At 66.3% G+C, this 15,495-nt stretch carries 10 protein-coding genes; 9 read left to right on the top strand and 1 reads right to left on the bottom strand.

The annotated features are described in order from the left end of the window. Positions 1-46 precede the first annotated feature (46 nt). From iolE to NFG57_RS00920, 6 genes are all read left to right on the top strand, one after another. Positions 47-946 carry a myo-inosose-2 dehydratase gene (iolE, locus tag NFG57_RS00895; protein ID WP_348815156.1) on the top strand — a complete coding sequence of 300 codons (900 nt, stop codon included), beginning with the start codon at positions 47-49 and terminating at the stop codon, positions 944-946. Between the two features lie 64 nt (positions 947-1,010). After that, positions 1,011-2,513, top strand: a complete 1,503-nt coding sequence (locus tag NFG57_RS00900; RefSeq protein WP_045993158.1) for a CoA-acylating methylmalonate-semialdehyde dehydrogenase — start codon at positions 1,011-1,013, stop codon at positions 2,511-2,513. A 490-nt stretch (positions 2,514-3,003) separates the two neighbouring features. Next, positions 3,004-4,734 (top strand): hypothetical protein, encoded by a 1,731-nt coding sequence (locus tag NFG57_RS00905; RefSeq protein ID WP_108131839.1) that lies wholly within the window; start codon positions 3,004-3,006, stop codon positions 4,732-4,734. A 187-nt stretch (positions 4,735-4,921) separates the two neighbouring features. After that, positions 4,922-5,926, top strand: coding sequence for a Gfo/Idh/MocA family oxidoreductase (locus NFG57_RS00910; RefSeq protein ID WP_045993160.1), 1,005 nt, complete (start codon positions 4,922-4,924; stop codon positions 5,924-5,926). A 239-nt stretch (positions 5,927-6,165) separates the two neighbouring features. Beyond that, positions 6,166-7,140: a TAXI family TRAP transporter solute-binding subunit gene (locus NFG57_RS00915; RefSeq protein WP_348815157.1), complete on the top strand. Its 975-nt coding sequence runs from the start codon at positions 6,166-6,168 to the stop codon at positions 7,138-7,140. Between the two features lie 74 nt (positions 7,141-7,214). Continuing rightward, positions 7,215-9,044 carry a TRAP transporter fused permease subunit gene (locus NFG57_RS00920; protein ID WP_348815158.1) on the top strand — a complete coding sequence of 610 codons (1,830 nt, stop codon included), beginning with the start codon at positions 7,215-7,217 and terminating at the stop codon, positions 9,042-9,044. Positions 9,045-9,080: 36 nt separating this feature from the next. Here NFG57_RS00920 and NFG57_RS00925 read toward each other — a convergent pair whose 3' ends face one another. After that, complete coding sequence (locus tag NFG57_RS00925; protein ID WP_348815159.1) at positions 9,081-9,710, bottom strand: hypothetical protein; 630 nt, start codon at positions 9,708-9,710, stop codon at positions 9,081-9,083. A 209-nt stretch (positions 9,711-9,919) separates the two neighbouring features. On the opposite strand from NFG57_RS00925, the gene NFG57_RS00930 reads away from it, so the two are divergent. Genes NFG57_RS00930 through NFG57_RS00940 form a run of 3 tightly spaced genes read left to right on the top strand, consistent with a single transcriptional unit; the run spans position 9,920 to position 15,482 of the window. After that, complete coding sequence (locus tag NFG57_RS00930) at positions 9,920-13,609, top strand: ATP-binding protein (protein ID WP_348815160.1); 3,690 nt, start codon at positions 9,920-9,922, stop codon at positions 13,607-13,609. Then, positions 13,606-14,232: a hypothetical protein gene (locus tag NFG57_RS00935; protein WP_287163542.1), complete on the top strand. Its 627-nt coding sequence runs from the start codon at positions 13,606-13,608 to the stop codon at positions 14,230-14,232. Before NFG57_RS00930 ends, NFG57_RS00935 begins: the two co-directional genes overlap by 4 nt. Beyond that, positions 14,229-15,482 carry a hypothetical protein gene (locus NFG57_RS00940; protein ID WP_348815161.1) on the top strand — a complete coding sequence of 418 codons (1,254 nt, stop codon included), beginning with the start codon at positions 14,229-14,231 and terminating at the stop codon, positions 15,480-15,482. Before NFG57_RS00935 ends, NFG57_RS00940 begins: the two co-directional genes overlap by 4 nt. Positions 15,483-15,495: the final 13 nt, after the last annotated feature.

A 15,495-nucleotide genomic window follows, 5' to 3' on the forward strand; every position in this document is an offset into this window, starting at 1 on the left:
ATTCCAGGCGCGCCGGCGCCTGGAGCACCGAACGCCGGAGGACGCCATGAGCATAAGACTGGGCATCAACCCCCTGACCTGGACCAATGATGACCTGCCCTCGCTGGGCGGAGACACCCCGCTGGAGACCTGCCTCGCCGAGGGACGAGAGGCCGGTTTCGACGGCTTCGAGCTGGGCCACAAGTTCCCCCGCGACGCCGCCACCCTGGGGCCGATCCTCGAGCGTCACCAACTGTCGCTGGTGTCAGGCTGGTACAGCGCCGAGCTTTTGACCCGCAGCGCCGAGGAGGAGATCGCAGCGCTGACGCCCCATCTGGAACTGCTCAAGGCGCTCGGCGCCAGGGTCATGGTGTTCTGCGAGGTCTCGCGCTGCGTGCATGGACAGATGGGGGTACCGCTGAGCCATCGCCCCACCATGAGCGACGAGGAATGGACGCTGTTTACCGAGCGCCTTGACCAGGTGGCCGAACACTGCCAGCGCGAGGGCGTGCAGATCGCCTATCACCACCATCTGGGAACGCTGGTGGAATCCGAGGCCGACATCGACCGGCTGATGGCGAGCACCGGGCCGGCGCTGGGCCTGCTGCTGGACACCGGCCACCTGGTGGCCGCCGGTGGCGATCCCTTCGGCGTGCTCGAGCGTCACGCTGCACGCGTCAACCATGTGCACTGCAAGGATATCCGTGCCGAGGTGCTGGCCGATGTGCGCAACCGCAACCGGAGCTTCCTGGAAGGGGTACTGGACGGCATGTTCACCGTGCCCGGCGATGGCTTCATCGACTATGGCCGGTTGTTCCAGGGGCTGGGCGCGCACGACTACCAGGGCTGGGTGGTGGTGGAGGCCGAGCAGGATCCCGCCGTGGCCCATCCACTGACCTATGCCCGCAAGGGCTATGACCATCTTGCACGCTGCTGCGACGAGGCCGGGCTGGCCCTGGCCTCGTGACGGCGCCTCCCGTGCCGATGTCTTCAGTCATCTGTTCGATAACTCTTTGTATCAGGAGCACCGCATGACCATTCTGGGCAACTTTATCGCCGGCCAGCCCCAGGCCAGCCACAGTGGCCGCACTGCCGAGGTCTTCGACCCGGCCAGCGGCGAGGTGACACGTCAGGTAGCACTGTCCAGCGCCGACGAGACCCGTGACGCCATCCGCGTCGCCGACGAAGCCTTCCCCGGCTGGGCCAAAATGTCACCGCTCAAGCGTTCACGCATTCTGTTCAAGTTCAAGGCGCTGGTGGAAGAGCACGCCGACGAGATCGCGCGGCTGATTTCCTCCGAGCACGGCAAGGTGTTCTCCGACGCCAAGGGCGAGCTGACACGCGGGCTCGAGGTGGTGGAATTCGCCTGCGGCATACCGCACCTGCAGAAGGGCGAACATTCCCTCAACGTCGGCACCGGTGTCGACAGCTTCTCGCTGATGCAGCCGCTGGGCGTGTGCGCCGGCATCTCACCGTTCAACTTCCCGGCCATGGTACCGATGTGGATGTTCCCGGTGGCGCTGGCCTGTGGCAACACCTTCGTGATGAAGCCATCGGAGAAGGATCCGTCCACGCCGATGCGTCTGGCCGAGCTGCTCAAGCAAGCCGGCCTGCCGGACGGCGTGTTTAACGTGGTCAATGGCGACAAGGAGAGCGTGGACGTGCTGCTCACCGATGAGCGGGTGCAGGCGGTCAGCTTCGTCGGCTCGACGCCCATCGCCGAATACATCTACGCCACGGCGTCTGCCCACGGCAAGCGGGTTCAGGCGCTGGGCGGCGCCAAGAACCACATGGTGGTGATGCCCGATGCCGACCTCGACCAGGCGGTGGATGCGTTGATGGGCGCGGCCTACGGCAGCGCCGGCGAGCGCTGCATGGCGATCTCGGTGGCGGTGCCGGTGGGCGAGGAGACCGCCGAGCGGTTGCGCGCCAAGCTGGTCGAACGGCTGCAGACGCTGAGCGTCGGCCCCGGCATCAAGGAGGGACCCGACCACGACATGGGGCCGCTGGTCACCCGCGCTCACCTGGACAAGGTGGTCGGCTATATCCAGGCCGGCGTCGACGAGGGCGCCGAGCTGGTGGTGGACGGACGCGAGGCGACTATCGACAACGCCGGCAATGGCTTCTTCGTCGGGGGGTCGCTGTTCGACCACGTCACGCCGGGCATGCGCATCCACCGCGAGGAAATCTTTGGCCCGGTGCTGGCGATCGCCCGCGTCGACAGCTTCGAAGACGCCCTGGCCATGGTCAACGACCACGAATACGGCAATGGTACCGCCATCTTTACCCGTGACGGCGCCGCCGCTCGCCAGTACTGCGAGCGCATTCAGGTCGGCATGGTCGGCGTCAACGTGCCGATCCCGGTGCCCATGGCCTTTCACAGCTTTGGCGGCTGGAAGCGCTCGCTGTTCGGCCCGCTGCATATGCATGGCCCCGACGGCGTGCGCTTCTACACCCGCATGAAGACCATCACCCAGCGCTGGCCCAGCGAGGTACGTGATAGCGGCGGTCACTTCACCATGCCGACGCTGTAGCTGTAGCTGTGGTCCTGTGACTGCGTATGACGCCGTAGCGGTGCGTGTGTCGCCTTGGCGATGCATCAAGCGTCCCGCTTCGGCGTTGGTGCCCTGTCCCGTCGGCGATGCTGCGGCGTACCGGGGGCGGATGCTATCCGGTTGCGCCGTTTCACGCTTGCCAAGGCGCCGAATCCGGCGCCTTCTTTTTGGCTATCGCGGCAGGTGTTGAAGCGTGGGACTGGAGCGAGTGGTTAAGGCGGATAGATGATGTTTGTGTGCGCCAATTCAGTTAAAGGTGTCGTCATGGATTACGTTATTTACAATTTTGTCGGATCAGGCGTTCGAGTCGACTAAAGTATAGAACGTTTGGTTTGTTGTTTTTTCTTTCGGAATGTATGTTTCATTTGGTGCGGGCCATGGAAAAGCATGGACCGCCGAGGTTGGAGTCCTGACCGTTTGCAACCGGTCACAAGGGCCATCGATCCTCCAATAACAAGTGGACAACGTTATGAGCACAGAAGCGGCAGGGGCGCAGGCGACCGCGACAGCAGACGACAACGCCCAGAGCGAAGAGCTCGAATATCAACGCATTCCCCCCAGCCGGCAGTTGAGCGGCAAGTACTTTCTCGGGGCCTACTCCGGTGAGCACGTGGCCGGCACCGAATTCGTCATCGGCGCAGCGCTGGTCACCTTAGGTGTTTCCACCGGTGATCTGATCTGGGGCCTGATTCTCGGTAATTTCATGGCGGTGCTGTCCTGGGCCTGGATCTGCAGTCCGGTGGCTACCCGCACCCGCATGACGGTGTACTGGTTCCTGGCCCGGCTTGCCGGCAAGAAAATTTCCACCGTCTACAACATCCTCAATGGTGTCTTCTACGCCGTCATCGCCGGCGCCATGATCACGGTCTCGGCCTCGGCCTTCCGGGTGCTGACCGATATTCCGCCCCAGGTGGGACTCTATCCCACCAGTGCCAGCTTCGTGATCCTGGCGTTGCTGGTCGGCGCCTTTACCGTCTGGCTGACACTCAAGGGCTTCAAGCGCATCGCCAACTTTTCCACCGTATGCGCGCCCTGGATGGCGATCATGTTCCTGGTCAGCGGTATCCTGTCGATCCCCATCGTCACCCACCTGGGCGCCGAGCAAGGCATCGATGGCCTGGGCAATGTGCTCGGTGCACTGGTGTGGACCGGCGTTACTCCCGAAGGCGAGCCTGGCATCAACATGTGGGTCATCGCCGCCTGGGCCTGGGGCATCAACCTGCCGATGCACCTCGGCATGAGCGACATGAGCATCCTGCGCTTCGCGCGCAAGTCCTCCTACGGCTACTTTTCGGCCTCTGGCATGTACATCGGCCACTTCATGGCCTGGGTCTGTGCGGGCATCCTTGGCGCCACCTCGGCGATGCTGCTCAAGGAAGCCATGGTCGATCTTGATCCGGGCGCCATCGCCTTCCGTCTGCTCGGCGCCATGGGGCTGGTGGCGGTAGTGATCGCCGGCTGGACCACTTCGATCCCCAGCCTCTATCGCTCTGGGCTCGCATTCCAGGCGGTGTTCCATCGTCACAAGCCGTTCAACGTTGCCCTGGTGGTGGGGGCTGCCACCACGGTCGTCGCCTGCTTCCCGTTCGTCTTCGGTTCGCTGCTCAACGTCCTGTCCTACTTCGTGATGATGATGGCCCCCATCGGCGCGATCATCGCCGCCGAGCATTTCCTGCTGCCGCGCCTGTCGATCCGCCCGCTGTGGCGCGAACATCAGGGGCTCGAGGACAATCGTCCGGCCATGCTGACCTGGGCCATCGGGGTGATCCTCGGCGTCGTGCTCATTGCCCTGCCCCAGGTGCATCTGTTTGTCGTGTTTCTCCCGGTGTGGACCCTGAGCTTTCTGCTCTACCCGCTGCTGTGCCGCCGGATGGGCGCGAACACCGAGTCCGGTATCGACTATTACGAAGAGGCCTATGGCCCGGTGGATCCGCCGGAACTGCCCGGCGAGTCGCCCCAGGCGCAGCCCGCGGTCAATCGTCGTGATCCGCTGTACCTGATCTCGTTTGCCTGCCTGGTGATCATCATCCTGGCGGCACTGTGGTCATGGACCGGTGACAACGCCGCTGTCGTCGACTACGTGGAAACCTTCAAGTGGCTGGTGATTCCGCTGTCGCTGGTGTACTTCGTGTGCGCTTCGATCTGGATTCATCGTCGTCGCCCGGCGGCGGCGCTTGCCGCAGACGATCCCCATGTGTGATGACCCCAACCCTCAACAAGGCTAAGTGACATGGCCGACCGAGCGATCGGGCGGCCACGCCACCTGGCTCTGGCACCAGCGCCGCGACGCTGGTAGAGCCTCGACGCTGCCCACACGACGTTTTCGACCCATGCGAGGGCAGCAGGTGCGATTTCAACAAGTGGTCAATAACAGAAAGGAGCCAGACATGACGCTATCTATCGGCATCATCGGTACCGGAGCCATCGGCAAGGAACATATGCGCCGGCTGAACCATACCCTCAAGGGTGCGAGGGTGGTGGCCGCCAGTGATGTCGGCCTCGAGCAGGCGCAGGCCGCCATCGACGAGGTCGGCATCGAGGCCAGGGCCTATGCCAGCGGCCACGACGTCATCAACGCCGCCGAGGTCGACGCCGTGGTGGTGACCTCCTGGGGACCGACCCACGAGGAATTCGTACTGGCCGCCATCGAGGCGGGCAAGCCGGTATTCTGCGAAAAGCCACTGGCCACCACCGCCGAGGGCTGCCTGCGTATCGTCGAGGCCGAGATTGCCTCGGGTCGTGCGCTGGTCCAGGTAGGCTTCATGCGCCGTTTCGACTGGGCTTACCGCCAGCTGAAGGCGCTGCTCGACGAGGGTGGCATCGGCCAGCCGCTGATCGCCAAGTGCGCGCATCGCAATGCCCAGGCCAACTTCTCCGGCGATGCGGGCCTGATCGATTCCTGCGTCCACGAGTTCGACGTGATGCGCTGGCTGCTGGAGGACGACTACGTCAGCGCCCAGGTCATCCAGCCGCGGGTTTCCAGCCTGGTGGAGGGTGATCTGCAGGACCCCTCGCTGATCATCCTGCGCACCCGCAAGGGCATGGTCATCACCATCGAGAGCTTCCTCAACTGCCAGTACGGCTATGACATTCGCTGCGAACTGGTGGGGGAGAGCGGCGTTGCCGATCTGCCGCAACCGGCGAGCGTGCCGCTGCGTCACAGCGCACGGGATTCTCTGGGCGTGATCACCCACTGGAAGGACCGCTTTATCGACGCCTTCGATGTGGAGTTTCAGGAGTGGGTCGATGCCACCGCCAAGGGCGAGCGGCATGGCCCTACCGCCTGGGATGGCTATGTGGCGGCGGTGACCAGTGACGCCTGCGTCAAGGCGCGGCATTCGCAGCAGGTCGAGCCGATCGCGTTGGCCGAGCGTCCCGCCTTCTACCGCTGAAACTGGTGTCACGTTGCCTGCCCTGATAGCGCGGGCGTCTGACATCATTGGCCACGGGCGTCGCTATGCTCGGCGCCCGCGACTTTTTCTTGGGGCCACGAGTGTCTTGGCGCCGTGGCACGAATCACGCCAGTCGAATATGCTGTTGGCCGGCCATTCCCGCCAGATCCTGAAGCCTGGCGGGAGCATAAGCAAAACGAGGCACTGGCCACGCCCGCTGTCGACTGGAGACCCCCTCAATGCGTCATCTTCGAAGCCGTGGCCTCAAGGTCCTGACGGCTGTGCTCGCCGGTAGCATGGTGCTGACCGCCGCAAGCGCCCACGCCCAGACCCGCCTGACCTACAAGTCCGCCTCCGCCGGCACCGCCTACTACCAGATGGGGGTGGAGCTGTCCGAGGCGATCAAGGCCGGCACCGAGGGTGACATGACCCTGACCCTGGAAGAGAGCCAGGGCTCGGTGCAGAACGTCATGGAGGTGATGGCGCGTCCCGGCAACTACGTCTTCACCTCGCCGCCCGGCCTGGTGACCCGCGCCCGCGAGGGTACCGGCCCCTTCGAGAGTCGCAACCATCCGCGCCTTAAGGACATTCGTGCACTCTTCCCGATTCCCTCGCTGACCATGCACTTCGTGGTGGCGGGCGAGCAGGACACCCTCGGCATCGATGAACTGGCCGGCAAGCACCTGCTGATCGGCCAGGGCTCCTTCGGTGCCCGCGAGGCCGCACGCTATCTCGAGCTGTTCGAACTCGCCGATCAGGTCGAGGTCGACGACGCCGACGTGGGCAGCGCTCCCGACGCGCTCAAGAACGGCCAGATCGACGCTTTCGCCACCGCCAGTTCCTTCCCTGCACCCAACGTGATCGAGACCGCCGCGAGCCATGATGTCGGCCTGGTATCGTTCACCGAAGCGCAGGTTGAGGCCACCGGCGCCGCCCCCCAGACCATCCCCGCCGGCACCTACGCGGGCATCGACGAGGACGTGCTGACCACCTCGCTGCCGGTGGTGGCCTACACCACCAGCGCGATGGACGAGGACACCGCCTACACCCTGACCAAGACCTTCTGGGAGCGCCGCGAGGCCATGGCCGAGACCTCACCCTGGTGGCAGGCGATCTCGCCGCAGATGCTGACCAACCTCGAGGGGCCGCTGCATCCCGGCGCCCTGCGCTACTACGACGAGGTCGACGTGCAGGTGCCCGAGGCCCTGCGCTGAGACGATCCTGTCCAGATCTCGACCCGGCGGGCCCCTGTGGGCCCGCTCCGTTTCATCGATGATGTGCTGAATTCATGAACTCAAGCGACGCTTCTTCGTCGGCCGCACCGGCCGACGCGCGTGACCCTGTTCGTTCGCCGTGGCCGGGTGCCCCGTTATGGATCGCGCTCGGTGCCCTGTCGGTGGTGTTTCACCTGGGGTTGATCTTCCACGGCCTGACGCCGGCACTGATCAGTCGGCCACTGCACATGGCGCTGGTGTTGCCCTGGGTGCTGGTGTTTTCCGCCCGCACGCCGTGGCAGCGCATCAGCGGCCTGGGGCTGACCGCCCTCGGTATCGCCGCCTGCGGCTATATCGCCTTGAACGAGGACGCCCTGAGCGGCCAGTACGGCTTTATCGACACCCCCCTGCAGATGGCGGTGGGTCTACTGCTGATTGTGGTGGCGCTGGAGGCCGCCCGGCGTGCCATCGGCTGGCCGCTGCCGCTGGTGACCGCGATCGCGCTGGGCTATGCGGCCCTGGGCCAGTACGTGCCCGGCGAGTTTGGTCATCCTGGCCTGCCCATGGCCAGCCTGGTCGGTTCGCTGACCATCGCCGAGGGCGGGCTGTGGGGCAAGCTGACCGGGGTCAGTGTCTCGGTGGTGGCGATCTTCGTGATCTTCGGTGCGGTGCTCAACGCGGGCGAGGCGGGGCGTGGCTTCATGAACCTGGCCGGCGCCGCGGCGGGCCGCCTGACCGGTGGGGGTGCCAAGGTATCGGTGATCTCCAGTGCGCTGATGGGCTCGATCTCGGGCTCGGCGTCGGCCAACGTGGCCTCCACTGGAGCCATCACCATCCCGTCCATGGCGCGACTCGGCTATCCACGCTCGCTGGCGGCGGCGGTGGAAGCGGTGGCCTCGTCCGGGGGCCAGATCATGCCGCCGCTGATGGGCGCCGGGGCCTTCGTCATGGTCGAGCTGACCGGCACCCCCTACACCGAGATCATGGCCGCGGCGCTGCTGCCGGCCTTTCTCTACTTCGCCACGGTGTGGCTCGGCATCAACGCCTTCGCCACCCGTTTCGATCTCAAGCCGGTGGCCGCCGAGGACCGCCCGGCAGCGCGCGAGGTGATCACCACCGCACTGTTCTTCGCGGTGCCCTTTGCGATCCTGCTCGAGCGCATCTTCCACGCCGGCAATACCCCCCAGTACGCCGCCAGCGTGGCGATCTTCGCAGGCCTTGCGCTGTTGGCCATGAACGCCGAGCTGAAGGTGTCGGGGGCGGAGTTCCGCGCCCGCCTGGCCCAGGCAGCGCTGACCGCCGGGCGCCAGATCGCGGTCATCGGCGCGATCATCCTGTGCGCCTCCCTGGTCATCGGGGTGCTGTCGCTGACCGGGCTCGGGGTCAAGGTTACCTCGGCGATCCTGTCGCTGTCCGGTGGGCAGCTGTGGCCGGCGCTGCTGCTTACCGCTCTGGCCTGCCTGGTGCTGGGCATGGAGGTGCCGACTACCGCCGCCTACGTCATCTGCGTCTCGGTGGCGGGGCCGGCGCTGACCGAACTGGGCCTGCCGCTACTGACCGCCCACCTGTTCGTGTTCTGGTTCGCGCTGCTGTCCACTATTACCCCGCCGGTGTGCGGTGCGGTGTTCATCGCCGCCGGCATGGCCGACGAAAACTGGCTGAAGGTGGCGGGCAAGGCCATGGCGCTGGGGGTCGGGCTCTACGTCATTCCGCTGGCGATGGTCGCGCACCCGGCGCTGCTCGACCTTGGCTCCGGCGTCTTCGCTGCCCTGGCCACCACCCTGGGCGTGCTGATCGGCCTCGGCCTTGTTTCCTACGGGCTGATCGGGCGTTTCGCCTGGTGGCTAAGGGCTGCCCTGGTGGCGCTCGGGCTCGGTGTCATCTTCGTGCCCTGGCCAGTGTAAAGGCGTGGCGGCAAGTGTCGCGTCGTTCCGTGAGGTTTAGCCTCGATCCGCGCGACGACTCGTCTCCCTGAAGTGCTCCACCATGGCGTCGTTGGCGCCCAGCATCGGCCCCTGCTCCCTGTCCGGGAACAGGGGCCGATTGGCGTAAAGGATCCAGGTATCCAGGGCGGGGCCCAGTGGCTGGATCACCCGCAGCCGGTCGGGATGACGCTCGATGGCGTCCTCGGCGACGATGGCGGCGTCGGCCTGGCCGTCCAGCAGATGCTCGAGGGCGGCGACTATAGTGGGGGCGTCGTGTTCCGCGAAGGCCGAAAGGTCGGTGTAGTGGCGGGTGGCGGGCTGTCGCAGCACGCTTTTCGGCTGGGCCACGTCAGCGCGGGCTACCAGCGCCAGCGGGCGGCTGGGGGCGATGAAGGCGTCCACCGGAAAGGCGCGATGCATGAAGCGCCCGACGCAGTCGGCGTGGCTGGGGTGGGCGCTGACCTGCAGCACATAGTCGTAGCCTCCGGCGACCAGCTTTTCGAAGGCGCCGATGAAGTCATCCACCAGGCTGATCCGGGGCTCGATGTCGGTGAGGTCAGGTTCCTTGAGCCTGCGATCGTCGAGATAGCGGGCGAGCACCAGGGCGTGGTTGCTGTCCTCGGGGCCGAGGGTGGCGAAGTGCATGGCGGTCTTCCCCTGTGGTGTGGTGCGTGGATAGCGATGGATGGATGCGGAGCAAGGAGTCGTTCGGGGTGACGGGGCGCGTCGGGCTCTCCCTGTCGCAGGAACCTTGTAGGCGAAAGCTTGCTGTCGGGCAACTCTGGTCGCACTGTCAGGGCGCTTCGTCTCTGGCAGAATAGCCCTCCTACCGGGCAAGCGATCAAGGAATCCCAATGGCTCACCTGTTGCGCATCGTGATGATCCACGGCCACCTCGAGGGGGTGGTCGAGCTGGACGTCGACGGCCATACCAACATCTGCGGCACCAACGCCTCGGGCAAGACCACGCTGCAGCGTCTGGTCCCGGTGTTCTACGGTGAGCTGCCCAACAAGGTGGTGCCCAAGACCCGCAAGAAGTTCGACGCCTTCTACCTGCCCAACCGCAACAGCTACCTGATCTATGAGTACCGCCGCGAGGCGGGCAACGTCTGCCAGGCGGTGCTGACCCGCAAGAGCGACGGTGGCGTCGAGTATCGCTTTGTCGGTGCGCCCTACCAGCCCGGGCACTATCTGGTGGAGAGCGAGGCCGGGGTGGCGGCGCTGGACTACAGCGACTGGGCCAGCCAGCTGCGTCGTGAGGGAATTCCGGTGTCGCCCAAGCTGGGTGCCACCTCGGAGTTTCGTTCGGTGATCCATAACGACTTCACCCACCAGCAGGGCAACCGCAAGGAAAGCCTGCGTCTTCGCCAGATGGCTGCCCAGTTCAGCCTGGTCAAGCCGGAGCATCGCATCCGCCATATGGAGAAGCTGATCAGCGCGGTGCACGCCAAGGAGGGCAAGATGGATACCCTCAAGACCATGCTGGCGGCGATCTTCGAGGAGGACGGTGTCGAACTGCCGGTGACCCGCATCCGCAATACCAAGGCACGGGAGTGGATCGCCCAGATGCGCCAGTCCAAGCGACTGGAGCCGCTGGAGCGATCGCTTGGCAAGCTCGATGAGCTCGATCAGGAGATCGCCGAGCGCGAGACGACCCTGTGGCAGTTGAAGCCCCAGCTCGAGGCCGACCGCCACCGCGCCGAGCGCACCCTGGCCGACGCCGAGGCCGAGATCGGCAACCGCCAGCGTGAGTTCCAGGAGCGTGAAGCCGCCTACGAACAGGCCCGCGACGCCCTCAACGACCGCTTGAGCGAGATGACCAGCGAGCTGGAGCAGACCCAGCGCGAGCTTTCTGACCTGCAGGCGACCTTCGAGGCCTACGAGGAGGCCGACATGCCGGCGCTGGAGCGTGACGTCCAGGCGCTGCCCCAGTGGCGCGACCAGAGCCAGCAGCTGCGCGAGCACCTGGCGGTGATGCAGAACGCCTTCCAGGAAAGCCAGTCACGCCTTGAAGGACGCCTGCGTGAGCTGGGCGATGAGCTGGCCCGCCAGACCGAGGAGACCCAGGCGCGCATCGACGAGCTGGGCGAGACCCGCGAAGAGCTGCGTGACCAGCAGTGGCGTCAGGAAAGCGAGCTCGAACAGCGCTACCAGCAGCAGCGCCAGGAGCTCGACGAGAGCTACCGTGAGCGCCTGGAAAGCGGCGTCGAGCGGCTGGCCGAGCTTAAGGCCCAGTTGGCCGCCAGCGCTGCCAGCGCCGAGGAAATCCAGGAGGCGGAGCTGGCCCAGGCTCGCCTCGACCAGGCCCAGACCGACCGCGAGGCGGCGAGCGAGACGCTGGGGGCGCTGCGTGAGGAGCTCGACACCCTCAAGCGCGCCCGCGATCAGGCCGAAAAGGAACTCAATGATGCCCGCCATCAGCTCGCCAGGGCCGAAGCTCACACCTATGGCCTGCACCAGCAACGTGACCCGGCCCAGGGCACCCTGCGCCACTTCCTGCGCTTCCATCGTCCCGGCTGGGAGCAGCGTCTGGGCAAGGTGATCGCGCCGGAGCTGCTGGAGCGCCGCGACCTGTCGCCCCGTGTCGGCGAGCAGGACCACGACGAGCTGTTCGGGGTGAGCCTGGATCTGGCCGCGGTCGAGGTGCCCGAGTACGCCCAGGAGGAGGCCAGTCTGCTGGCCGCCATCGAGCAGGCCGAGGCCGCCGAGGTGCGTGCCGAGAGCGCGGTGCAGGCCGCCGAGCGCCAGATGAAGGCGGCCAATGAGCGGGTACAGTCCGCCGAGGAAGCGGTGCGCCGTGCGCGCATGGAGCTCAAGCGCGCCGAGTCCGAGGTCGACTACGCCCGCGACGCGCGTAGCCAGCTGCAGGAGCGTCACGCCCGCCAGCAGAAGGCGCGGCGTCAGGGCCTGGAGGAGGCGCTGGCCGCCCAGCGCGCCAGCCACGATGGGCTAAAGGAGGAGAAGCGCGCCGCCCTGGATACCCTGGCCAAGACCCACCAGGCGCAGATGCTGGAGGTGAAGGCCGACGGCCAGAGCCGCCTCGACGGCGTCGACGACCAGATCCGCCAGTTGAAGCAGTACCAGAGCGACCAGAAGAGCGAGCATCAGCGCCAGCGCCAGGAGCTCGAGGCCGCCTTCGACCGTGAACTGCAGGAGCAGGGCGTGGACCTGGCCTCGCTGAAGGACACCAAGGCGCGACTGGCCTCGCTGGACGAGCGTATCCGGCTGACCGCTTCGCGCCAGGAGCAGCTGGAAGACTATCGCCGCTTCATGCGCCTGGACTGGGGCCAGCGCAAGCCCGAGCTGGTCGACAAGGAAACCCGGCTGGTACGTGACAAGGAGGGTGCCGAGCGCGAACGCGAGCAGCGCAAGGCCGAATTCCAGTCCGACCGCGCCGGCCACCAGCAGGCGCTGGGCGAACTGAAGGCCCGACGCAGCGCCGAGGCCGAGGTGATCGATGCCTTGAAGCCACTGCTGGTGCAGGTCGAGCAACTGCCGCTGGACCCCTCGCCGGCGCCCCGGCACGATGCCCCCGGCGACGTCCACGAGCGCATCGAGCGCACCCGCCAGGCGCTGTCGGAGCGTGGGCGCGAGATGGACGCCCTGCGCAAGGGCTGCGAGCAGGTCGAAAGCGAGCTGATCAAGGGCGCCAGCACCGGCTTTGTCGATACCATGAGCGCCGAGCGCGCCAAGCTGCGCGAGGATGACGCCGCCGACGGTGCCGAGCCCAGCCCGCGCCGGCTGCTGCCGCTGCTGCGCGGGATGCTCAAGCTGCTCGAGGACCAGCAGCAGCAGCTGGTCCAGCAGGGGCGCAATCTCGGCGCCGATCTGGACAAGTTCTTTACCGTCTTTCGTGACCTCAACCGGCGCATCAGTGCCCAGAGTCGGCGGCTGTCCGAAGAGGTCGCCGACGACCTGCGCCTGGAGGGCATCACCAAGGCCGAAGTGCGCATTCAGTCGACCATCGACGAGCTGGGCTTCTGGGAGCCGCTCAAGCGCTTCGCCCAGGACTATCGCGACTGGCAGGAGACCGGCGGACTGCCGGGGGACGACTACCTCAACGCCCTGGCCGACGTGGTCGACCTGCTGCGCAGCGACCAGCAGTACAGCTTCGAGAGCCTGCTGCGGCTGGAATTGCACCTCAACGAGGGCGGCACTGACCTTGTGATCAAGAACGATCGCCAGCTGCTCGAATCCTCGAGCCACGGCATGGCCTACCTGATCCTGTGCAAGTTCCTGCTGGCCTTTACCCGACTGCTGCGCGGTCAGGCCGAGATCAGCGTGCACTGGCCCATCGACGAGATCGGCACCCTGGCCTACCACAACGTCGAGAAGCTGTTCGAGGCCTGCGACAGCAACCATATTCACATCGTCGGCGCCTTCCCCAATCCGGAGTCCGACGTGCTGCTGCTGTTCCACAACCGCTACCTGATCGACCGTGACGCCGCCCAGCCGGGCCGGCGCCGGCTCAAGCGCATCGAACCGCGGTTGAGCAAGCTGGCTCAGCGTCTCAAGCAGCGCAGCGCCGAGGAGGTCACCCAATGATCGAACATGGTCCCCTGCTCGAACGGCTGCTGGCCGGCGAGTTCATCTGTGCCATCAGCGACGAGAGCGCCTTTCGCAAGCTCCAGGACGAGGAGGTGCGTGAGCAGATCGACATCTACCTGCGCCCGCTCAACCGCCGCCTGGCCACCAACGAGGATCGCAGCGTCCACTTTCTGGCCTGGCGTCAGCTCAACGAAGACGCCCGCGAGCAGCTGTCGCGCCAGCTCGGCGAGACCGTCAACAGCCTGCTGCCGCTGCTTGAATGGCTGCAGCTGGTGCAGGAGGCGCTGGGCCAGGACTCCCTGGCGGCCCCCGGTGACGTGCTCAAGCCCGCCGAGTTCAGCGCCAAGTGCGAGGACAACCAGAGCCTGCGCGAGCGCCTGGAGCGGCTGGCCACCGATCCCTTCTTCGGCTCCCAGAGCGAGCAGCTCGACGCCCAGATGAAGCAGGTGTTCAAGCGTCTGAAGGAGCACGGCTACCTGCTGCAGCCCCACGCCGACCGCCAGGTCTTTCTGGTGACCGCCAAGATCGACTATCTGGTGGAGCTGGTGCGCTTTATCCGCGACGAGGAGAACCTGCCGGTGGATGACGAGGCACCGGCCCGCCAGGAGACGCTGCTATGAGCGAGGAACACTCGCTCGAGAGCCGGCTGGTCGCCACCGGCACCGAGCGGTTGTCGCTGCTGGGGCGCTACGCCGACGTGCTGATGCAGGGCTATACCCGCGACGAGGTGCCGCTGGAGACCCTCACCGAAGGCGCCCTGCGCAAGCTGTTGGCGGCGCGGATTCTGTGGCGGCCCGACGAGCACGGCGCGGTCAAGCTGACCCCCAAGGTGCGCGAGCTGATTGCCGAGATGCTGGCCGACGAGACCCGCCGCCACGTCAACGCCGACGTCGGCGAGACCCTGGAGCAGATTCGCAACCTGGTGCAGAGCTACCGCGAGGCGGTCAGCCTGGGCGAGCACTGGCAGCAGGGGCCGCTGATGCTGCGTCTGCGCCAGGAGGTGGACGACCTCAACGGCCGCTTCGCCGACGCCATCGACAGCCTGTGGCAGCGGCTCAACAGTGACTTCGGCTTCGTCAGCCGACTCAACGATAAGATCCGCGAGAACGACCGCGCCCAGAAGCAGATCGTGCGCCTGCTCGACGGCATGGCGCTGATCGACTTCGACGAGCTGATCGATCTGGTCGGCAGCGACGGCGCCCTGCGCAAGCTGCTGATCAGCCAGCTGCAGCAGCAGTTGAGCCAGCACTACACCAACCTGCGCGAGGTCCAGGGAAGACTGATCGAGCTGATGGCGCGCTTTCGCCAGCAGCAGAAGCAGAGCCGGCTGGTGGCCGGCATGGCCGCCTTCCTGCGTGAGCATCCGGGCTTTGTGCCGGGCAACTACACCCGGCGCAGCGAGGTGCCGGAGCTGTTCAACCACGCAAGCCCGCTGCACGCCGCCGCCGCCCCGGCGCTGGATCACCATCGCGACACCGAGGTGCTCACGGGGCTGCTGCACCAGTTGCCGGTGGCGGTCCACCGGCCGGAACAGGCCGAGGTGGCAGGCCCTGCCATGGTCGAGGCGCAGAGCATGGTGGAGGCCCGCCAGCAGGCGCTCAAGCAGGACGTCGAGCGCTTCTACCTGGACGTGGTCGACCAGCAGGCGCCCGCCGCTGGCGCCTCGTCGGGCACCAGCGCCCTGGCGTACCTGAGCGAGAGCGAGCTCGAGTGGGACCCGGAGATCTGGCTGTTTCAGGTCATCGCCGAGTACCAGGGCCTGCCCCGCGAGGAGCAGCGAGCCTTTCGGCTGATCCCCGACGAGAGCCCGGCCGGGCCCTTCAACGACGTCCAGCTGATCCACGACGTCAGCCTGGCGCTGGTGGTCTAGGCGTGGCGGAAGG

This window comes from Halomonas sp. H10-59, from assembly GCF_040070555.1.
Lineage (GTDB): Bacteria > Pseudomonadota > Gammaproteobacteria > Pseudomonadales > Halomonadaceae > Halomonas > Halomonas litopenaei.

Coding starts and splice junctions, on each gene's coding strand:
- iolE (WP_348815156.1), top strand. CDS start 47: ATGAGCATAAGACTGGGCATCAACCCCCTGACCTGGACCAATGATGAC.
- NFG57_RS00900 (WP_045993158.1), top strand. CDS start 1,011: ATGACCATTCTGGGCAACTTTATCGCCGGCCAGCCCCAGGCCAGCCAC.
- NFG57_RS00905 (WP_108131839.1), top strand. CDS start 3,004: ATGAGCACAGAAGCGGCAGGGGCGCAGGCGACCGCGACAGCAGACGAC.
- NFG57_RS00910 (WP_045993160.1), top strand. CDS start 4,922: ATGACGCTATCTATCGGCATCATCGGTACCGGAGCCATCGGCAAGGAA.
- NFG57_RS00915 (WP_348815157.1), top strand. CDS start 6,166: ATGCGTCATCTTCGAAGCCGTGGCCTCAAGGTCCTGACGGCTGTGCTC.
- NFG57_RS00920 (WP_348815158.1), top strand. CDS start 7,215: ATGAACTCAAGCGACGCTTCTTCGTCGGCCGCACCGGCCGACGCGCGT.
- NFG57_RS00925 (WP_348815159.1), bottom strand. CDS start 9,710: ATGCACTTCGCCACCCTCGGCCCCGAGGACAGCAACCACGCCCTGGTG.
- NFG57_RS00930 (WP_348815160.1), top strand. CDS start 9,920: ATGGCTCACCTGTTGCGCATCGTGATGATCCACGGCCACCTCGAGGGG.
- NFG57_RS00935 (WP_287163542.1), top strand. CDS start 13,606: ATGATCGAACATGGTCCCCTGCTCGAACGGCTGCTGGCCGGCGAGTTC.
- NFG57_RS00940 (WP_348815161.1), top strand. CDS start 14,229: ATGAGCGAGGAACACTCGCTCGAGAGCCGGCTGGTCGCCACCGGCACC.